This is a genomic window from Achromobacter aloeverae, assembly GCF_004121055.1.
In the GTDB taxonomy this organism is placed as follows: Bacteria; Pseudomonadota; Gammaproteobacteria; order Burkholderiales; family Burkholderiaceae_B; genus Bordetella_C; species Bordetella_C aloeverae.
In genome coordinates, this window is record NZ_PYAL01000004.1 from 53084 (window position 1) to 69710 (window position 16627).

Here is a 16627-nt window from a genome sequence, read left to right on the forward strand (position 1 = left end):
CTTTTGTTTTTTTCATCCAGACGAGCCGATCCGGCTACAGGAATAGTGCAAATGAAATCGACCCTTCTCAAAGTGCTGGCCACGGTCGCCCTGGGCGCCACCTTCGTGTTGCCCGCCGCCCAGGCCCAGGACAAGCCGCTCAAGGTGGGCGTCACCGCCGGCCCTCACGCCGAGATTTTCGAGGTGGTCAAGCAGGAGGCCGCCAAGCAGGGGCTGAATGTGCAGATCATCGAATTTTCGGATTACGTCCAGCCTAACGTCGCGCTGGCCTCGGGCGACCTGGATGCCAACAGCTACCAGCACCAGCCTTACCTGGACAATGCCAACGCCGATCGGGGCTACAAGCTGGTGAGCATTGCCAAGACCGTGATTTTCCCGATGGGGATCTACAGCAAGAAGGTCAAGAGCCTGGCCGACCTGAAGGAAGGCGCCCGCATCGGCCTGCCGAACGATCCCACCAATGGCGGTCGCGCCTTGCTGTTGTTGCAGAGCCAGGGCCTGATCAAGGTCAACCCGACCGCTGGCCTGAAGGCGACGCCCCTGGATGTGGTGGAAAATCCGAAGAAGATCCGCTTCATCGAACTGGACGCCGCCCAGCTGCCCCGTTCGCTGGATGACACCGACGCGTCGGTGATCAACACCAACTTCGCCATGCAGGCTGGCCTGAATCCCAAGCAAGACTCCCTCGTGCAGGAATCGGCCGATTCCCCTTATGCCAATGTGCTGGTGGTGCGGGAAAAGGACAAGAATCGTCCGGAATTCGCCAAGCTGGTCGCCGCCTATCACTCGCAGGCCGTCAAGGACTTCATCGCCAAGAAGTACAAGGACTCGGTTGTCGCTGCGTGGTAAGGCGCGGGCGGACCAGGGCTTCGATGGTACGCGCCACGCGTAGCCCGCGCTAATTGACAACCCGACCAGCCTTCGGTCATAATCGCGGGCTTCGGTCGGGTTGTTAGCTCAGTCGGTAGAGCAGCGGACTTTTAATCCGTTGGTCGCGAGTTCGAGTCTCGCACAACCCACCATCTCTCTCTTCATCCCGTTACGCCATCGCCTTACGCAGCGTCCGGGGTAGAAAGTGCCTCCCCCGTGAGTGCCTCCCCTTAGCGCCCCCCCCCCTTAGCGCCCCCATTAGTGACTCCTCCCTAGTGCATCCCCTTCCTTGTCCGAGGATGCCGGGTCCACTATCGTTTCCGCACCTCGCGCCGTGATCGCGTTGATGACGGTAGCGGGGCTGATCATGACACGAAAGGAGTGAGACATGGCCTCTACGAACGGGATGCTGGACCCAGATGATTCAGTGATCTTGCTCATTGATCACCAGAGCGGACTCTTCAACACGGTGCGGGATCTACCGATTCCCGATCTTCGCAACTACGTCACCGCGATCGCGAAGACGGCGACGCTGCTGAATATCCCCGTCATAACCACGGCCTCGGTGCCGGATGGCCCTAACGGCCCTTTGATTCCCGAAGTACACCAGTACGCGCCCCATGCCGTCTACGTGCCGCGCACCGGCCAGATCAATGCCTGGGACAATCCCCCCTTCGTCCAGGCGATCGAAAAGACGGGCCGCAAGACGCTCATCATCGCGGGGACGCTGACGAGCGTCTGCATGACATTCCCCGCGGTCAGTGCCGTACAAGCCGGGTACAAGGTCTATTGCGTGGTGGATGCCTCCGGCAACTGGAGCAAGTTGGCTACCGACACCAGTATCGCTCGTGTCACGCAGGCTGGCGCCATTCCCACCGATACATTCGCGATTGTCGCCGAGCTGATGAGAACCTGGAATCGGCCCGAAGGATCCCGCTTCGCCGAAATCCTGGCGGACCATGTCTGCCCCGAGTACAAGTGCCTGATCGAGAGCTATGGCAAGGCGCAGGCCGTGGTGAAGGATGGTCCTGAAACGAAGCTGGACAAATATAAGTAGATCGGAGCACGGCCCTTGCAGGGCCGCGCGCGGCCCTGCAAACGGTATTCATGAGCGAGCGGGGCGATGCGCGGCGCGGCGCTCCCAGTACGCGCACCAGGTTCTGGAGTTGATGGACTGCTACTCGGAGCGATCGTTTCGCGTTGTCGAGTTGGTTCGCTATGCCACAGGCGGCCGGCCGCTCACCGACGCAGGCCGGGAGGCAGCTCGGAAGGCCGTTCGTCGCGTGTTGGATGCCTTCATCGATAGTGGGCATGTCATCATCACGACGCCCGCCGAGGTATCTGGCGCATCGGCGGAATACTTCGCGTCCCGCTTCCGGGAAATGTGCCCCCAAAGCGGGACAAGATGCGGGACAATTTGCCGATGTGAAAGGCAGAGCCGCCGCGAATGTCGTGCTGCTTCGAGACCTACTACGACGGATGAGGGGCGTCGGTACGGGGGGCGGCACCGGACGCGAACAAAAATTTGATCTTTGAAGGACGTCGCCTGCTCGCGGAGGACTTTCCTATGCCGTAACTCTCACCATGTCAGAACCGAGTCTAGCCGGACTGGTCGTAGACTGGAGTGACTGGACCGAGCGCGGCGACCGACTGTTCAAGCAGGCTCAAATGCTGTTGCCCAAAAATGTGCCAACCTGAGCGCTCGGTGCGTGGCGCTAAGCGGGCCGGATAGCGACTTCGTCATTCGCCTCTCGTCCGAAGGGGCCGGCTTGGGCTTCCCATGGTTGTTCCGCGCTGTGGTTTGCTCGCCATCCTGCATTACCTGTCAGCGGCGAGACGCAGCTGATATCTAGGCCATCGGTGAGGGCGAAGGATATCCGGCAGGGCAAGGTCATGGCCGGACGGGGGCACGGCTTTCTCTGCTGGATGTGCCGGCGTACGCCGTCGGTGTCGACGAAGTGCTTCACATACCGGATTGCCGCGCCGCTTTCGCAGGAGAATTTCAGCGCTATTTCCGGGTAAATTGGTCGGCGCCACGGCGATGGCCTGCCATGTCACGGCGGTGGCTAGTTGACATACAGGCTATCCATAGGAAGTGGTGGTCCCCCTCAAGTAGGTTGGGCGGTGCAGTAGGGAAAGTGCAGCAGCGAGATCCTTGGCATCCTGTATTTTTGTAGCTACAATATTCGGATGGAGCTCTCATTCGATCCCGTTAAGGACATCAGCAACCAGCGCAAACATGGTGTCTCGTTGAGGGAAGCGAGGGAATTCGAATGGGAGGGTGCACTGACATGCGAGGACCTGCGTCGTGATTATGGCGAGCGACGTATGGTTTCTATAGGCTACATCGGCCCACGACTGTATGTTGTGGTCTATGTGACCCGCGCCGGCGAGTGTCGCATCATCAGTTTGCGCAAGGCGAATGAACGAGAGGTGAAACGCTATGCCGAAGCTTAAATCTGGGACGATCATCCCCACTCCGGACGAAGATTTGGCCATTGATCGTGGCATTGCGGCTGATCCGGATACCTACGAACTAAGCGAAGCCGACTTCAAGCAGATGAAGCGGGCGGGACGCCCTCGCGCGGAACGCCCAAAAATTCAACTGACGGTGCGCTACGACCAGGATGTGGTGGACGCTTTCAGAGCTGAAGGGCCAGGGTGGCAATCGCGGATGAACGATGCCTTGCGTGAGTGGCTGAAAGAGCACAAGCAGGCAGCGTAGGCCCTACGGCGGGGAGGTCGCTACGTTGCCCAATATCCGCTCATATATCTTGACGTGCTCCTGCGATCGTAAAGTGTCACCGGCTTCGATCCGCGCACGATCCTCGCCTGTGCCTGGATTGCGCCTTGCGGGGAGGAAGTTTGTTTGACAAGGATTTGACGGATTTAGTGCGAAGTTAGGAGGCTTTCCTGCCTTAGAGCGCCTCCATGCAACGCGAGACCATTTTCCCCGGCATACAGAAGAGGCTCCGCGCTGCGCGAGTCCGGCCCACGTACGGCCGTATCGAAGTGCTTGTCGCCTTGATGCGGGCCGAGGGGACGCCGACCAGCCGCGAGGACCTGGCCCAGCGCCTGGCGGACGCGGGGGCGGAATTGAGCGTCTCCTCGATGAACCGCTGCTTGAGGGACCTGGTCGACGCCGGCGTGGTGCAGCGCGACGAGCCTGACCGGTTCCTGGTCGTGGCGCCGGCGCCACCGGCCGAAGGGGATACGCAGGGCGTGCGCGTCAAGATCCAAAGCCGTACACGGATGGTCGTCTCCGACTCGGCTCGACTGAACCGTGGCTTGATGGATATGTTGGCGCAGTACAACTTCCCCTTGCCGACGCGGTCCATCACGATCAGCATCGATTCCGAGTAGACGCTTGCCGTTTCCGGCGCTGGCGCCCGCAAGCCTCCCTGGCGCCGGCCTGTCCGGATCGCATCCCCGGATTTAAGTTTTGGCGCCTTCCTGCCGTAACGACCGGCAGGGCGGGAGTACCGTGCTTCCGCGGAACCGAGCTGTTTTTCGCCAATGACCACACTGTCGTCGCTGTCCCCGCTGGATTCCTCCACGCTCGATGCGATTGTGCGCCTGAACGCAGATACCTCCCTGGCATCGCGTGCGGCAACGCAACAAAGCACCGCGCCCGCATCGACCTCGGTCGCGCTGGGCCAGGGCAGCGACACGGACCCGCTTTATACGTCGCGCGGCGTGACCTCGACCGTCAGCACGGTGTGGGAGAGCGATACGACCGACGCCGTCAGCAAGCTGATGGTGGCCAACAGCATCAATTCGTCCCTCTCCGGCCGTTTCGACGGCCTCGGCGCCGCCCTGTTGAACAGCCTGGCCGATGGCGGCGGCGCTTATTCGCAGTCCGTGCTGCAGACGAATACCGCCGGCCAGTCCAGCGCCGTGGCCGCGGCGGCCACGGCCATCGGACAGACGGCATTGCACACGAAGGCGGACAACCAGATCACCCTGTCCATCAAGACCGCGCGCGGCGTGCAGGTGACGGTGACGCTGGGCAGCCAGCAGAACGGTTATGCCGCCAGCATCCAGGTCGCCGATGGCGCGACCCTGAGCGACGCCGAGCGCAAGGCGCTGGGCGCGCTGGCGGACAGCTTCCAGAAGGCCGTGGACGGCCTGTCCGGCGTTCCCCCGAAGCTGGCCCTGGGCGGCCTGACGCAATTCGACAGTTCGGTGCTGTCCTCGGTCGACCTGCAGGCCAGCGTGCAGGCGACCGGTGGCGTCCAGACCTTGAGCTTCCACGCCGACAGCAAGGGCCGCAGCGTCGAATTCGACGGGCCCGTGGGAACGGTGAAGGTCAATGTCGATTTGTCCGATGCCAGGATCTTCGGCAGCGACAGCCAGCGCGCCGCGGCCGTGGCGAACTACCTTGCCCAGATCGACAGCGCCGGCAGCCGCGGCCGCGGCGACACCGGCCTGGTGTCCCTGTTCAAGGACGCTTTCGCGCAAATGAACAGCAACTACGGCAGCGTGGCCCAGCCCGACACGCTGGACCAACGCCGCATTGCCCTGAGCGATACGGACCACAGCCTGACGTCCGGGCTGGCCGATTTCACCGCCTCGGTGAAGCAGACCGCAACGTCGCCCAATCCCTTGCACCCCGAGGAGCAGGACACGTTCTCGTACGAAGCGAACCAGAGGACGGAAATCACCGGCGCACGCATGCGTGACCGCTCCATCAGCCAGTCGCAATATTCGCACTTGACGGCCAGCTACCACCAGCAGATCAGCGCGGACATTCCGCTGAACATGACGCTGGACCCGAATACGCAGAACTATTACTACACCCAGATCAACGACAGCGCGAGCACCCAGCTCGACCTCGGCTACAGCGACGGCAAGCTGGTGAACGCGACGTCGCAGCGTTCGGCCAGCCAGTCCACGCACACGCAGAAGTTCATCGGCGGCAAGGTGGTGGAGGATACGATCACGCCGGATAGCGCGACCCAGGTGGAAGACCTGCTGGCCACGCTCAAGCAGGATCCCTCCAACGAGGCGGATCCCAGCGCGCTGGACCTGGCGCGTTGGCAACAGACCATGGCGGCGCTGCGGCAACGGCTGACGCTGCAGGACACGCCGTCCGTATTGCGGGACCAGGGGCGCGGCCACGGCATCACGACCCAAGAATAAGATTTTTCTTATTTTTGACGTTGTGCCCGGCAACTAGACTGCGGACGTCTCTATTTACGTTTTGCGCAACCGTTTCGCTACGGCTGCTCGATCCGGGATGCTGTTTCGCCGTCGTTGCCTGCTGTGCGTCCTTGCAATGGACTGGTCCGGACTACCGCTCACCCGCCTGGGCCGCGCTGTCCGGGCAGGGGTCCCCGCGCGGCAAGTCTGACTTCGACCGCAATGGCATCCACCGCGATGTCGTTGCGCAGCCGAAGCCATGTCCTCACTCCAAACCAAACCTATCGTCATTCAATTGCTCGGGGGCTTCAGCGTCCGCGTCGAAGGCGTGGATCGCACCGGCGAGATAGGCTATTCCAAGCCCAAGCATCTGCTGTCCGTGCTGGCGCTGGCGCACGAACGCTCATGGTCGCGCGCCGCGCTGTCGGAATTGCTCTGGCCGCATGGCAATGGGGACAGTCGCGCGAACCTGCGCCAGGCCCTGTGCGTATTGCGGCGCCTGCTGGCGTCGGCCGGCCAGGCCCTGGTGACGACGTCCGGCGCGGTGGCGCTCGACTTCCGGCTCGTCGAGGTCGACGCCATGGTGCTGTTGGGAATGGGCGAGTATGGCGACCTTCCCCTGAAGGACAGGCTGGTCTTCGACCGTGGCGAACTGCTCGAGCATCTTCCTCCGGTCGCCGGTACGGGCCTGAATGCGTGGCGCATCAGCTGGCAGTCCCGGCTCGCCCAGGAGATCTCGCGCTGCCGCCAGCAATACATCCTGTCCTTGACGCGCCGCGGCGCCATCGACGAAGCCCTCGCCGGCGCCCGCAAATGGGTGTCGCTGCATCCCGGCGATGAACTGGCGCACCGCAACCTGATCCGCCTGCTGCGCGACGCCGGCAGTCGCGAAGCGGCCCTGCGCGCGTACGAGCATTGCGCGGCTGTCATGGGCGAATATTATGAAACCGAGCCGTCGGCCGAAACCCGTGCATTGCTGCAAACCGGCGCGGCGGTGCGCGACGTGCCGGCGGTAGCGCCCGACACGGAGGGGCGATGGGCCTCGGGGCCGGTCGCCATCCTGGCCCTGGCGGTGTCGCAGGACGATGACGGCGACCGGCGCAACGCAGGCGCGGTGGATCGCCTGCAGAATGCGCGCGAGCATCTCCTGCAATTGGTCAGCGGGCGCGGCGGCCTGGTCTGCGCCGGCGCCGACGGCAGCATCTCGATCACGTTCGGCTATCCCGATACCTGCGAATCGCCCGCGGATGCCGCGGCCCGCCTGGCCTGCGACCTGCGCCGCTACGCCCCGCCCCGCAACGCCATTCTCGGCATGGGCATACATGCGGACCTGGCCACGCTGGACGGCGACAGCGCGGATGGCGCGATCATGCTGATCGGGCAGCGCGCCATCCGCCTGGCCTATCTGGCGGGCGTGGACGAAACGCTGGTCAGCGACACCGCCGGCGCGCAATTGCACGATCGCTACGTCATCACCACCGAAGAACGCTATGGGTTGCGGGTGGGCGTGCTGGATTGCACTTCCGAGGCGCCACCCGTGCATCGCATGTTCGGCCGCGCGGCGGAGTTCGACATACTCGTGCGGCGCTGGTCGGAGATCACCGCGTCGGGCCGTGGCCGCACCTTGCTGCTGCATGGCGAACGGGGCGTCGGCAAGACCTTGCTCATGACGGTCTTCAGCGAATATGCGCGGCGCGCCGGCGGCGTGGTCCGCATGCTGGAGTGCCGGCAGGAGAACAGTCAGCGCGGCCTGCATCCCGTGTACGACTATCTCGTGCGCCATGTGCTGGATGCCGCCGGCACGGCCACGCTGGCCTTGTCCGAGGCGGACAAGGAGGTGGCGCGCCTGGTCGAGTCCCTGGGGTATCGCGCCGGGCTGGACCGGCATACCAGCGCCAGCATCCATGAACAGGTCCTGCGTCCGGCCTCGCCGCGCCAGCGCGGCCAGGGCGCCGACGCCGCACCCAGCGAAGGCGTGCTGCATGCCGTGACCGCCTTGCTGCTGCAGCGGGAGCGGGCGGGGCAGCCGATGCTGCTGGTGATCGACAATCTGCAATGGGCGGATCGCGCGACGCGGGAGCTGACGGCGCGCCTGGCACGGCTGGTGGAGGGCGCGCCCGTCATGCTCATCGCGGTGGCGCGTGCGCCTTCAATGGACCTGCCTACCGCGACCGCTGTGCATGTCGAGCCCTTGACCTCGGCGGCCATGGTCGAACTGGTCAACGCCCGTGCGCGCGGCAAGCGCCTTGCACCCAAGATCCGGCGGCATATCGTCGAGGGCGCTTGCGGCATTCCCTTGCGGGCGGAGCAGATGGTCCGTGATTTCCCCCTCGACGGCAGCGAGGCGGACCTGTCGGCCTCGGGGACCTGCGATCCGGCCGAGGGCGGCGCTGGACTTCGCTCGCGCGCCGTACCCAGCTTGAATCTCGACTAGCGGGCCTGCGCGGGATCGGGAACCCCGAAACCCTATCCAGTTACTCACGTCTTTCTGAAAGGACTGCGGCGGGTGGCTGCGTCCTGGACATCATCCAACGCATCGCGGATTAAATCTATGGACGCATACAGCCTGATCGAATTGTTTGGGAAGGAAAGCTGCATCAACCTGAGCCTGGGCGAGTCGGGCACGGTGGACCTGGTCTTCGAGAATGGCGTCACGTTGACGCTGGAGCATGACGATCCCCAGGACTTGCTGCACTGCTATGTGGTGCTGGGCCGCATTCCCACGGAAGATGACAAGCGCCTGTCGGTCTATGGTGACCTGCTGGAGGCGAATCTTTTCGGCCACGAGACGGACGGCGCCACCCTGGGCGTCGACAAGCACACGGGCGAGGTACTCCTCTCCTGGCGTCTCGAATTGCTGGATGCCAATGTCAGCTTGTTGCGCAATATCGTGCAGAAGATGGTCAACGTCGCAGTGGTCTGGCGCGAATACCTGGGTACAGTCGACCGCGGGGACGCCAAGGCGCCGAAATTGTCGAATAACAAGCCCCAGCAGGCCGTCCAGGCCGTATCGCAGGCTTACGACGATCATGCCCGTGCCGGGTTGCGCGTCTGATCCCGCCGCCGGGGTTGGACGCCGTTCGTACCATCGCTTAGGCGGGAGGGCGAGTGACGGTTGCGGGACTGGCCTGCGGCGAATCCGTCGGGCGCTGTGACAACGACACGATGACAACAACGGATCGCGTGGCTGGCGCGTCGGCGAAGGCAGGGTCAAGACGCGCCTCCGTGACGGCATCGACCAAGTCAGGGGCGACTGGTGCCACGTGGATACGTTGCTGGTGTCGAGGGGGCAGGCCGCGCGCCTTCAGCATCGACGCCAGGCGCGCGCATCATCGGGAAAAGATAAACCGCGCGTTCGACACGATGGCGCATCTATTGTCCACGCCTGCAGGGCAATGGCGCGGAGATGCCTTGCCGCGGACAGCGCTTGCCATCGAACGCCTCTTCCATAGCGTCAAGCCGCTGGCGGCGCTGGCATCGGCATTGCCGGCGAACAGTCATCCTGCCGTGTTGAGTCTCCTCGAACAGGAGATCACGCGTTGCGTGGACGAAGAGCTATCGCCGGCGTTGTTTCCGGCGCTGCAAAAGCGCTTGCTGTCGTCCAAGCCGACGCCCGCCGACATTGAATTCCGTGACGCCTTGCTTATGCGCTTGCATCGGTGCCGGGATTTGCCGGCGGAGACCCTGCTCCTGAGCCTGCGGCGAGCTCTTCAAGGACCCGCATGGATCCTGCAGGCGGAGCGCGTGTTGAAGGAGCGGATCGAGAGCGCGCTGGGACGGTGGTCCGCCTGCCTGCGACCGGAACACGACCGGGAAGACCTTGAGCACACCTTGTGCGGTGCGTTCATGACGTTGTCCGAGGAACGATCCGAGCGCCTTGGCGAACGCTTGGCGGTCTACCTGGCGCTAGCCAGGCTGCCTCAGGACGTATGGCTGCTGTACCAACGCAGCTTGCCCCTGGCGGTGGTGGACGAGGCCCGGCAAACGGTCCATCTTCACCGGATGCCGCGGCCCGTCGCCATTGCGGAGCCCGCGTGGCGGAGTTATTGCAAAGGGTGGGAAGACGAGTACCGTAGACGCCGTACCGCGATGGGTGTAGCCATGGCAAGGCTGCGGACGGCGACGGAGTTGCCGGACGCCCCGGAGAGGGTCCGCGTCCGAAAACTGTCGCTGGCACTGAGTCGCGTGGCGGCCTTGGTCCGGGTCGACCAGGGCGCGCCCGGCCCAACGCAGGCAGGCAGCAAGACGCAGGATGGAGGCCTTGCCGATCTCCAGGTGGACGTCGCCGCCACGGTGCGGGCCGCCGCCATCAAGTTGCGGCTGGCGGACTATCCTGCGGCGGCGCTGGCCGCCATGTCCGATGACGAACTTGCCTGCATCGTGTCCGCGTGCGACAAGCATGCGCTGCGCACGTACGGCCTGCACGTCGATGAACAAGCCCTGGCGTCAGAGCGCGACCGCAGAGTGACCGCGTTCGCGCAAGCCAGGCTCGCGCCTTGCCTGGCGCGTCTCGCCGAAACGCCGTCGCCGGCCGCGGCGCTTCCCCCATTGCCTGGCGACATCGCGCCAGACATGCATGACCTGTTCGATGTCAGTGCGCGATTGCGCGACGCCACCGACATCGTGCAGGCTTGCGTCTCCTTGTACGTCGCCTGCGGCGGCAGCCTGGACGGCGCGGACATGACCGCTGCCTTCATCGGAAAAATGGCAACGCTGGCGATACCGGACCTGTGTGTCGCACCGGCACGGGCGCGGGTGCTGGGCCGTCTTTGCGTCGCGCTGGGCGACGTGCAGGCCAATTTGGCTTCGAGCTTGGCGGAGGGCAGGGCAGGCGCTTGCCTCTCGCGGGACGAGACGCTGCGCGCCATCGCCGCACGTCTCGTCGATCAATCAGATGTTCCCGACGCCATGGGCGGCGCGTTTTTTACGCTTGTGCGCCGAGTGGCATTCGGGACCAAGCTCGCGGCTTTTGTGTCATCCGCGCCATCGTCGTCGCTCGCCGGTGACGATGCGAGCGCGACCCGGCCAGGAGAGGATGAGGCCAGCGACGTCCTGTCGGATCCTGGAATCCGTTGGGCCCTCCAAGGCGATTTCGGGCTGGATATGTCCGGGCCGACCCCAACGTCCGACGCGGCCCGGGACAAGGTCTTTGTGGCCGATGCCATGGGGCGCCATGTCGAGAACCCGGAAACAGGGCAATCGATAGCCGTGCGGGAAATCTATGGACAGGAGCTTTCGTTCCAGGGCGTGTCTGTCGATGAGCACGCCAACGATGTACTGGCGCGGGCGCCGGGACGCTATGCCGTGGATGGGTCCGTCGTGGACGAAGCCTACGCGGTGGACTATAAGCGTGGCTCATGTTCCTTATCCGTGCGCGGATGCACGCCTGCTGGCGTCGCGGTGTCTTTCGAAGCGCATATTCAGGGCATATTGGCGGCCGCGGACGAACCTGGTCCGGAGGAGAGTAAACATGCCCGCGTGAACGACGTGGAGCAGGCCTTGGCGTGCCTGGCGCGCGTGGTCGATGCGCGAGGGTTCAGGCAGATAACCCGGCTACTGTCGCAATTCGCCGATGCATCGATTTCCCTGGCGGAAACGCGGTCGGGCGCCGGTACGCCCTTGCGCCTGGCGTCGGGCGATCCGGTGCTCGTCGGTGGACGTGCGCATACCCATGCGGTGGTCGAGCAGAATCTCGATGACACGTTCGATATAGGCATGCACATTGAATGGACCCACGTGAATGCCGCGGTCCTGCTGGATTCGAAGACGGGCCTGCACGCCGGCATCGTCGAACTCGATCCGGTGCGCAGCGCCAAGTCTGTGCGCTATGCCTGGCGGGTGCGGCCTGGAGACGACCTTCTTATACAACCCGTGCGCCTCGCGGACTATCGATACCGCTTCGTGCCGGCATCGCCCCTTCCCGATAGCGCAATAAATAAGTAGCACGGAGACAACGGGCCTTGGCCAACGGCGCCATTGCGTCAAAGCAAGCCCAGATCTTTCGCGTACGTGATCAATTCGGCGTCATTGCGCGCGGCGAGCTTACGCATGGCGTCCTGCTTCTGGCGGCTGGTCGTCTTGGCGCTCAGGCCCAGGATCTGCGCGATTTGATTATTGGTATGTCCGCTGGCGAAAAGACGCACGACTTCCATTTCCCGGGGCGACAAGGCCGCGCGCGCGGTCAATTGCGATTGGGCCACGCCCAATGACGCAAACTCGTTGCGTATGCTTTCCGTGAAATAGGACAAGCCGGATGCCGCGCGCTGGATGGCGGTGCTGATTTCCTTGATCGCGGCGCTTTTTTCGACGAGGGCGAGCGCACCTGCCTGCAGGGCCGGGCTGATCATGGTCGGCGTTGCAATCTTCGTCAGCACCACGACATGGACATGCGGATATTGCGCCCGCAGTTGTTGCAGCATGGCCAGGCCATCGGGCTGCGTACCGCCCGGCATGGAGAAATCGGTGACAACTACGTCACAGGGGGTCTGCGCCAGGCAAGCGAACAGGCCATCCGGACTGTCGGCGGAACCGACGACGGTGATGCCCGGCGCCGTCGCGAGTGCATTTTTTATCCCTAGCAATACGATGGGGTGATCATCGGCCAGTACGACGCGGATCATGTTGGAAACTCCGTCCTTGAATCAAGCCAGTCCGCGGGCCCGGACCACACCGCCCGGCAGGAACTGTGGATATTCACCTACGCGCGGTGTCGGATCGATAATCGGGCGAGGGGCAGTTTGACCTTCTGTCCGCCCGAATCGTTCCCCGCAGGAAACAACCCGCTTTTTACGCGCGAGGTGAATCAGGCCTCGGTATACGTCCCCGCCCGCATTTCCTCTTTCGCTTGATTGCGGTATGTCGTGGGCGTGATACCGGCGTGGCGTCGGAATGCTACCGTGAAATTGCATACGCTGGGGAATCCCACGTGCCGCGCAATGGCGTGTACCGGCATGCCCGTACGGGCGAGAAGGCGGCGGGCAGCGGCCATTTTCTTATCGAAAATGAATTTGTGCGCGGATTTTCCAGTTCGGGACTTGAAGATCGATGAGAGTTTTCTCTCGTGCGTTCCCACGCTGTGCGCCAGTTGCCGAACCGTATGGATACTACCGACATCGGCCTGGATGGCATCCAGCGCGTTGCGCAGCAGGATGTCTTCCTGCGAGGCATTGTCGGGTAGTGGCGACGCGCTGGCTGCCTCTGGCGCGTTGGCGGCGGGCCGCAGGTGCACGGAAATGCGCGCGAGCAGTTCTTCGGGATAGATCGGCTTGAGGACGCAGTCCACGGCGCCCACGGCAAAGGCCTCGGTGGTGGCGCCGCCGACACCCGGCTTGACCAGGAAAATGACGGGAATCGCATGAGTGTCCTGAGACTGGGACAGCAGTCGCGCCATCATGAAGGCGTCCATCTGCTGCATGTCGCCATCGAGCAGGACCATATCCGGGTGCCATGCCTGCGCCTGGTAGAAGCCGTGCCAGCCCGAGGCAAAGGACACCTTGAACAACTGGTTGCGCAGCAGCGCTACCGCCCCGCCAAGCGGTGTTTCGTTGTCGGTGATGATCAGCACATGGGCGGGCTTTCTATGGCGGGGCAGCACTTTCTTGCCTACGACGGTATTGCCGAACATGACTGCGGTTTGCCCGGGCGTCGGCTCGGTCAGAGGATATGCGGCGGCAGTCATATGGCTCTCCTGGAATGGGGGGGCGTCGAAATCCATGCCGTTGCGATGCAACGGGCGGTCCTTGGCTTTCTCGTCTGGCCATAAATCCGGAAGTGTCTGCCTCCGGTCCGCGTTGTCTCCGTTAATTCGGTCAGTCGCGCAGCAAAGTGACGGCACAAATGAGATCACGTCGCTATCCTAAGTAAGGAACGCGAAAGACACTTTTGAATTAGGCAAAAAACGTTTTGATTTTTGTACGTTTATACAAATTTTTGACGTTTTTATTTATTCACGCCCTATTGGGACATGGGGGGGCATCTATTTTGTTCATCCAGGGGCCGTAGCTCGCCCTGGAGTTGTTGCCGAAAAATTACGGGACTGCATCCCGCGTGGCGCCGGAAGGCCGCGGCAAAGTTGGCCGGGCTGGAGAAACCCAGCGTTTCGGCAATCTCGGAAATGCTCAATTGCTTGAGGTGCAGCAGCTTCTGCGCGGAATGCATGCGTTCATCACGCAGATAATCCTTGACCGATTTCCCCAACAAAATCCGGAATGCCTGAGTCAGCCTGCGCTCGTGGACGCCTATCTGGCGCGCCAGCGATTTCAGGGAAGGCGGATTGGCCAGGTTTTCCTGCAAATAGCGGCGCGTCGTGGCGACGATCGCTTGGTCGGTGGCATTCGACATGGGCGCCGGAAGCTGGATATCCATGTCCGGCATCAAGCCGGGATTTTCCCGGGCACACGCGGGCGCGTTGGCCGCCTCGGTGCGTCCTGCGTGCGCAAAAGCGGCGTCCGCTGCCGCGCTTGAAGGCTTGCTCAAGTGAACGCGAATGCGGGCCAGCACCTCGACCGGGTTGTAGGGCTTGAGCACATAGTCCGCGGCGCCGGATTGGAATCCCCTGAGGCGTTCGTCCAGATGGCTGGACGCTGTAACGAAAATAATGGGGATATGGGCTGTCTGCGGATTTTCCTTCAGCAGCGTGCAGGTCGCATAACCGTCCAGTTGCGGCATGCAGACATCGAGAAGAATCAGGTCTGGGCGCGGCAGGGCTTGGGCGCGCGCATAGGCCTGGCGGCCATTCATCGCGACAGTAAGTCGGTATGCCTTCTTATCAAGCTCCTGTACCAGGAGCTTGAGATCCGCCGGACTATCGTCCACCAACAGGATATGGGCAGAATTTTCGCGGTCATCGACTGGGCGCATTAAGCACCTCCAGTAACATTGCGATAGGCAGGTCTAGAGACAGCTATCAAATGTCACCGGAGTATAGCCGTGATTTCTTGCGGAGTATTCCGACGTAACGTTACGTGCTGCAAGGCTGCACGCGGCCCTTATACGAGTTATTGATGTGGCGGAAAGGAGATATCAAGCGGTAAGGTTACGCGCGACCCCTTTCAGCACATCGAAGAAAGCCTTCATCAAGCTGCTCACGGTGGTAACGAACAACTGGAACCGATTGACGTTGCGCTGGATATTGATCAGGTCCACGGTGTTCAGGTCCTTCGCCAGCCCGCCCGGGGGAATGACCTTGCTCTGAGCGGCGTTCAATACACGGGAGAGGGGATCCACGCCGCCGCTGGTGCTGGCGAGCGCACTGAGGTCGTCCGTTGCGCCATTCACGTAAGAAGCCATAAACAGTCCATAAAAGAAGGTGGGCGATGCCCGCTGGCACATCACCGCTGAATGGTGACAACGGCGTCGGGACCCTTGAAAACGATCTTGTCCTTCGCAATCGACTCCAGCCGGTAGTTGGCATACGTGCCGCCGACCATCAATTTGGTTCCGCATTCCAATAGCAGCCATGGGTGTGTGCCGCCGACCACGCTGGTTATGCGAAAGGGAATGGACGCCGCGGGCGGTGGCGCCGGTGGCGGTTCCGGAACGGGGTGCACGCTGTTCAAGTTGTTCTTGTTGAACTGGGCGACCAACGGCGACAGGGCCAGCAGCTGATGGGTGTCCAGGCGTTCTGTATCGATTTCCAGGCCATCGTTCGCCCATCTTACGGACAGGTTGGGCAGCAAGATGGCGTTCATGCCGCGCTTCAGGCTGGCCGTAACGTCCGAGAGCAGGACGATGTCGTGCGTTTCGACGGTGACGCCCGCCAGTTTCGCTTCCAAGGTCTGGATGGCGGCCGTGCGGCGCTCCGCGCTCGCCGCGATGCCCTGTATGGTGAGCCGGCCGGAGCCGAGATACTGGACATGGGAACGGAGCAGGAAGTCCTTCAGCACGCCCTGCGCGGCGCGGATCTGGACGGTGGCGATCTCGACCTTGATGGCCGGCCGGGGCTGGATGCGCGCGAGGGCCTCGGCCAGCTGTTCGTACTCGACGTCGTTGCGTACCCAACCGGTGACGGTGACGGGATCGTCATCGTCCTGGTGGACCTGGGCGTCCGACGCCAGGGCCAGCGCGTCGAGCGCCGCGGCGGCCTGGCGGGCCGCGCGGTCGAGCTCCATCTTGTAAGGGGATGCCGGCGTGGCGTTGGCGGTGCCGTTGGTCCAGAACATCCGGGTGCCGGCCGCCAGCACCACCGCGGCGCCCGCCATCATGGCCCATGCGGCGGCTCGCTTGTAGGGCTTCTGGCGCCGGGCGGCAGCGCCGGCCCCATTGCGCGCACCGGCAGGAGCGGGCAAGACGCCATCGGCGAGGGCGGCGGGGTCGGGCCACGGGGCGGCAAGAGGCGCGACGCTGATCCAGACCGGGCCTACGCGCAAGGCTGCGCCCAGCGCGACGCTGGACGTGGGCGGGGAGGCGGCCGAGCCGTACGCCGGTTCGGTATCAATACGCCAGGACCGAGCCGCGATACGGATGCGCCCGGCCCTGGTGGGCAGGCCGGGATCGGACAGGACGATGTCGCAATCGGCGTCGCTGCCGATCCAGGCCGCATCCATAACGGGTGCCCGGGCGCCCCGGTGCAGGCCCGTCAGGATCCTCAATTCAAGTTGGTCGGCGCTGATCATGC

General features: G+C 63.3%; 15 protein-coding genes and 1 tRNA gene. 10 read left to right on the top strand and 6 right to left on the bottom strand.

What is annotated here, in order from left to right:
* The first annotated feature begins 51 nt into the window (after positions 1-51).
* From C7R54_RS14285 to C7R54_RS14295, 3 genes are all read left to right on the top strand, one after another.
* On the top strand, positions 52-849 hold the full coding sequence (locus C7R54_RS14285; protein WP_129151123.1) for a MetQ/NlpA family ABC transporter substrate-binding protein: 798 nt from the start codon (positions 52-54) through the stop codon (positions 847-849).
* A gap of 97 nt (positions 850-946) precedes the next feature.
* Positions 947-1022, top strand: a tRNA-Lys gene (locus tag C7R54_RS14290).
* 236 nt (positions 1023-1258) lie between these two features.
* Entirely contained in the window at positions 1259-1927 is a 669-nt protein-coding gene (locus C7R54_RS14295) for an isochorismatase family protein (protein WP_129151124.1), read from the top strand.
* A 658-nt stretch (positions 1928-2585) separates the two neighbouring features.
* Here the strand turns inward: C7R54_RS14295 and rdgC are convergent.
* The gene (gene rdgC, locus C7R54_RS29495; protein WP_129151556.1) at positions 2586-2894 is read right to left on the bottom strand and encodes a recombination-associated protein RdgC; all 309 of its coding nucleotides are present in this window, start codon (positions 2892-2894) and stop codon (positions 2586-2588) included.
* 166 nt (positions 2895-3060) lie between these two features.
* Here rdgC and C7R54_RS14305 point away from each other — a divergent pair, with 166 nt between their 5' ends.
* The 7 genes from C7R54_RS14305 to C7R54_RS14335 all read left to right on the top strand — a co-directional run bounded on the left by C7R54_RS14305 (position 3061) and on the right by C7R54_RS14335 (position 11955).
* Complete coding sequence (locus C7R54_RS14305) at positions 3061-3327, top strand: BrnT family toxin (RefSeq protein WP_129151125.1); 267 nt, start codon at positions 3061-3063, stop codon at positions 3325-3327.
* Entirely contained in the window at positions 3314-3595 is a 282-nt protein-coding gene (locus C7R54_RS14310; RefSeq protein WP_129151126.1) for a BrnA antitoxin family protein, read from the top strand. Before C7R54_RS14305 ends, C7R54_RS14310 begins: the two co-directional genes overlap by 14 nt.
* Positions 3596-3801: 206 nt before the next feature.
* Positions 3802-4233, top strand: a complete 432-nt coding sequence (locus tag C7R54_RS14315) for a hypothetical protein (RefSeq protein WP_129151127.1) — start codon at positions 3802-3804, stop codon at positions 4231-4233.
* 153 nt (positions 4234-4386) lie between these two features.
* Entirely contained in the window at positions 4387-6012 is a 1626-nt protein-coding gene (locus C7R54_RS14320) for a hypothetical protein (protein ID WP_129151128.1), read from the top strand.
* Positions 6013-6271: 259 nt separating this feature from the next.
* Entirely contained in the window at positions 6272-8446 is a 2175-nt protein-coding gene (locus C7R54_RS14325; RefSeq protein ID WP_129151129.1) for an AfsR/SARP family transcriptional regulator, read from the top strand.
* Between the two features lie 117 nt (positions 8447-8563).
* Complete coding sequence (locus tag C7R54_RS14330) at positions 8564-9067, top strand: type III secretion system chaperone (protein WP_129151130.1); 504 nt, start codon at positions 8564-8566, stop codon at positions 9065-9067.
* Positions 9068-9603: 536 nt separating this feature from the next.
* On the top strand, positions 9604-11955 hold the full coding sequence (locus C7R54_RS14335; RefSeq protein WP_129151131.1) for a hypothetical protein: 2352 nt from the start codon (positions 9604-9606) through the stop codon (positions 11953-11955).
* 38 nt (positions 11956-11993) lie between these two features.
* Here C7R54_RS14335 and C7R54_RS14340 read toward each other — a convergent pair whose 3' ends face one another.
* The 5 genes from C7R54_RS14340 to sctD all read right to left on the bottom strand — a co-directional run bounded on the left by C7R54_RS14340 (position 11994) and on the right by sctD (position 16625).
* A complete protein-coding gene (locus C7R54_RS14340; protein WP_129151132.1) occupies positions 11994-12632 on the bottom strand; it encodes a response regulator in 639 nt (212 codons plus the stop codon).
* Between the two features lie 182 nt (positions 12633-12814).
* Complete coding sequence (locus C7R54_RS14345) at positions 12815-13858, bottom strand: helix-turn-helix transcriptional regulator (protein ID WP_129151133.1); 1044 nt, start codon at positions 13856-13858, stop codon at positions 12815-12817.
* 107 nt (positions 13859-13965) lie between these two features.
* Complete coding sequence (locus C7R54_RS14350; protein WP_129151134.1) at positions 13966-14871, bottom strand: response regulator transcription factor; 906 nt, start codon at positions 14869-14871, stop codon at positions 13966-13968.
* A gap of 162 nt (positions 14872-15033) precedes the next feature.
* Positions 15034-15300 carry a hypothetical protein gene (locus C7R54_RS14355; RefSeq protein ID WP_129151135.1) on the bottom strand — a complete coding sequence of 89 codons (267 nt, stop codon included), beginning with the start codon at positions 15298-15300 and terminating at the stop codon, positions 15034-15036.
* Positions 15301-15341: 41 nt separating this feature from the next.
* Entirely contained in the window at positions 15342-16625 is a 1284-nt protein-coding gene (gene sctD, locus C7R54_RS14360; RefSeq protein WP_129151136.1) for a type III secretion system inner membrane ring subunit SctD, read from the bottom strand.
* Positions 16626-16627 lie beyond the last annotated feature (2 nt).

Coding starts and splice junctions, on each gene's coding strand:
- C7R54_RS14285 (WP_129151123.1), top strand. CDS start 52: ATGAAATCGACCCTTCTCAAAGTGCTGGCCACGGTCGCCCTGGGCGCC.
- C7R54_RS14295 (WP_129151124.1), top strand. CDS start 1,259: ATGGCCTCTACGAACGGGATGCTGGACCCAGATGATTCAGTGATCTTG.
- C7R54_RS14305 (WP_129151125.1), top strand. CDS start 3,061: ATGGAGCTCTCATTCGATCCCGTTAAGGACATCAGCAACCAGCGCAAA.
- C7R54_RS14310 (WP_129151126.1), top strand. CDS start 3,314: ATGCCGAAGCTTAAATCTGGGACGATCATCCCCACTCCGGACGAAGAT.
- C7R54_RS14315 (WP_129151127.1), top strand. CDS start 3,802: ATGCAACGCGAGACCATTTTCCCCGGCATACAGAAGAGGCTCCGCGCT.
- C7R54_RS14320 (WP_129151128.1), top strand. CDS start 4,387: ATGACCACACTGTCGTCGCTGTCCCCGCTGGATTCCTCCACGCTCGAT.
- C7R54_RS14325 (WP_129151129.1), top strand. CDS start 6,272: ATGTCCTCACTCCAAACCAAACCTATCGTCATTCAATTGCTCGGGGGC.
- C7R54_RS14330 (WP_129151130.1), top strand. CDS start 8,564: ATGGACGCATACAGCCTGATCGAATTGTTTGGGAAGGAAAGCTGCATC.
- C7R54_RS14340 (WP_129151132.1), bottom strand. CDS start 12,632: ATGATCCGCGTCGTACTGGCCGATGATCACCCCATCGTATTGCTAGGG.
- C7R54_RS14350 (WP_129151134.1), bottom strand. CDS start 14,871: ATGCGCCCAGTCGATGACCGCGAAAATTCTGCCCATATCCTGTTGGTG.
- C7R54_RS14355 (WP_129151135.1), bottom strand. CDS start 15,300: ATGGCTTCTTACGTGAATGGCGCAACGGACGACCTCAGTGCGCTCGCC.
- sctD (WP_129151136.1), bottom strand. CDS start 16,625: ATGATCAGCGCCGACCAACTTGAATTGAGGATCCTGACGGGCCTGCAC.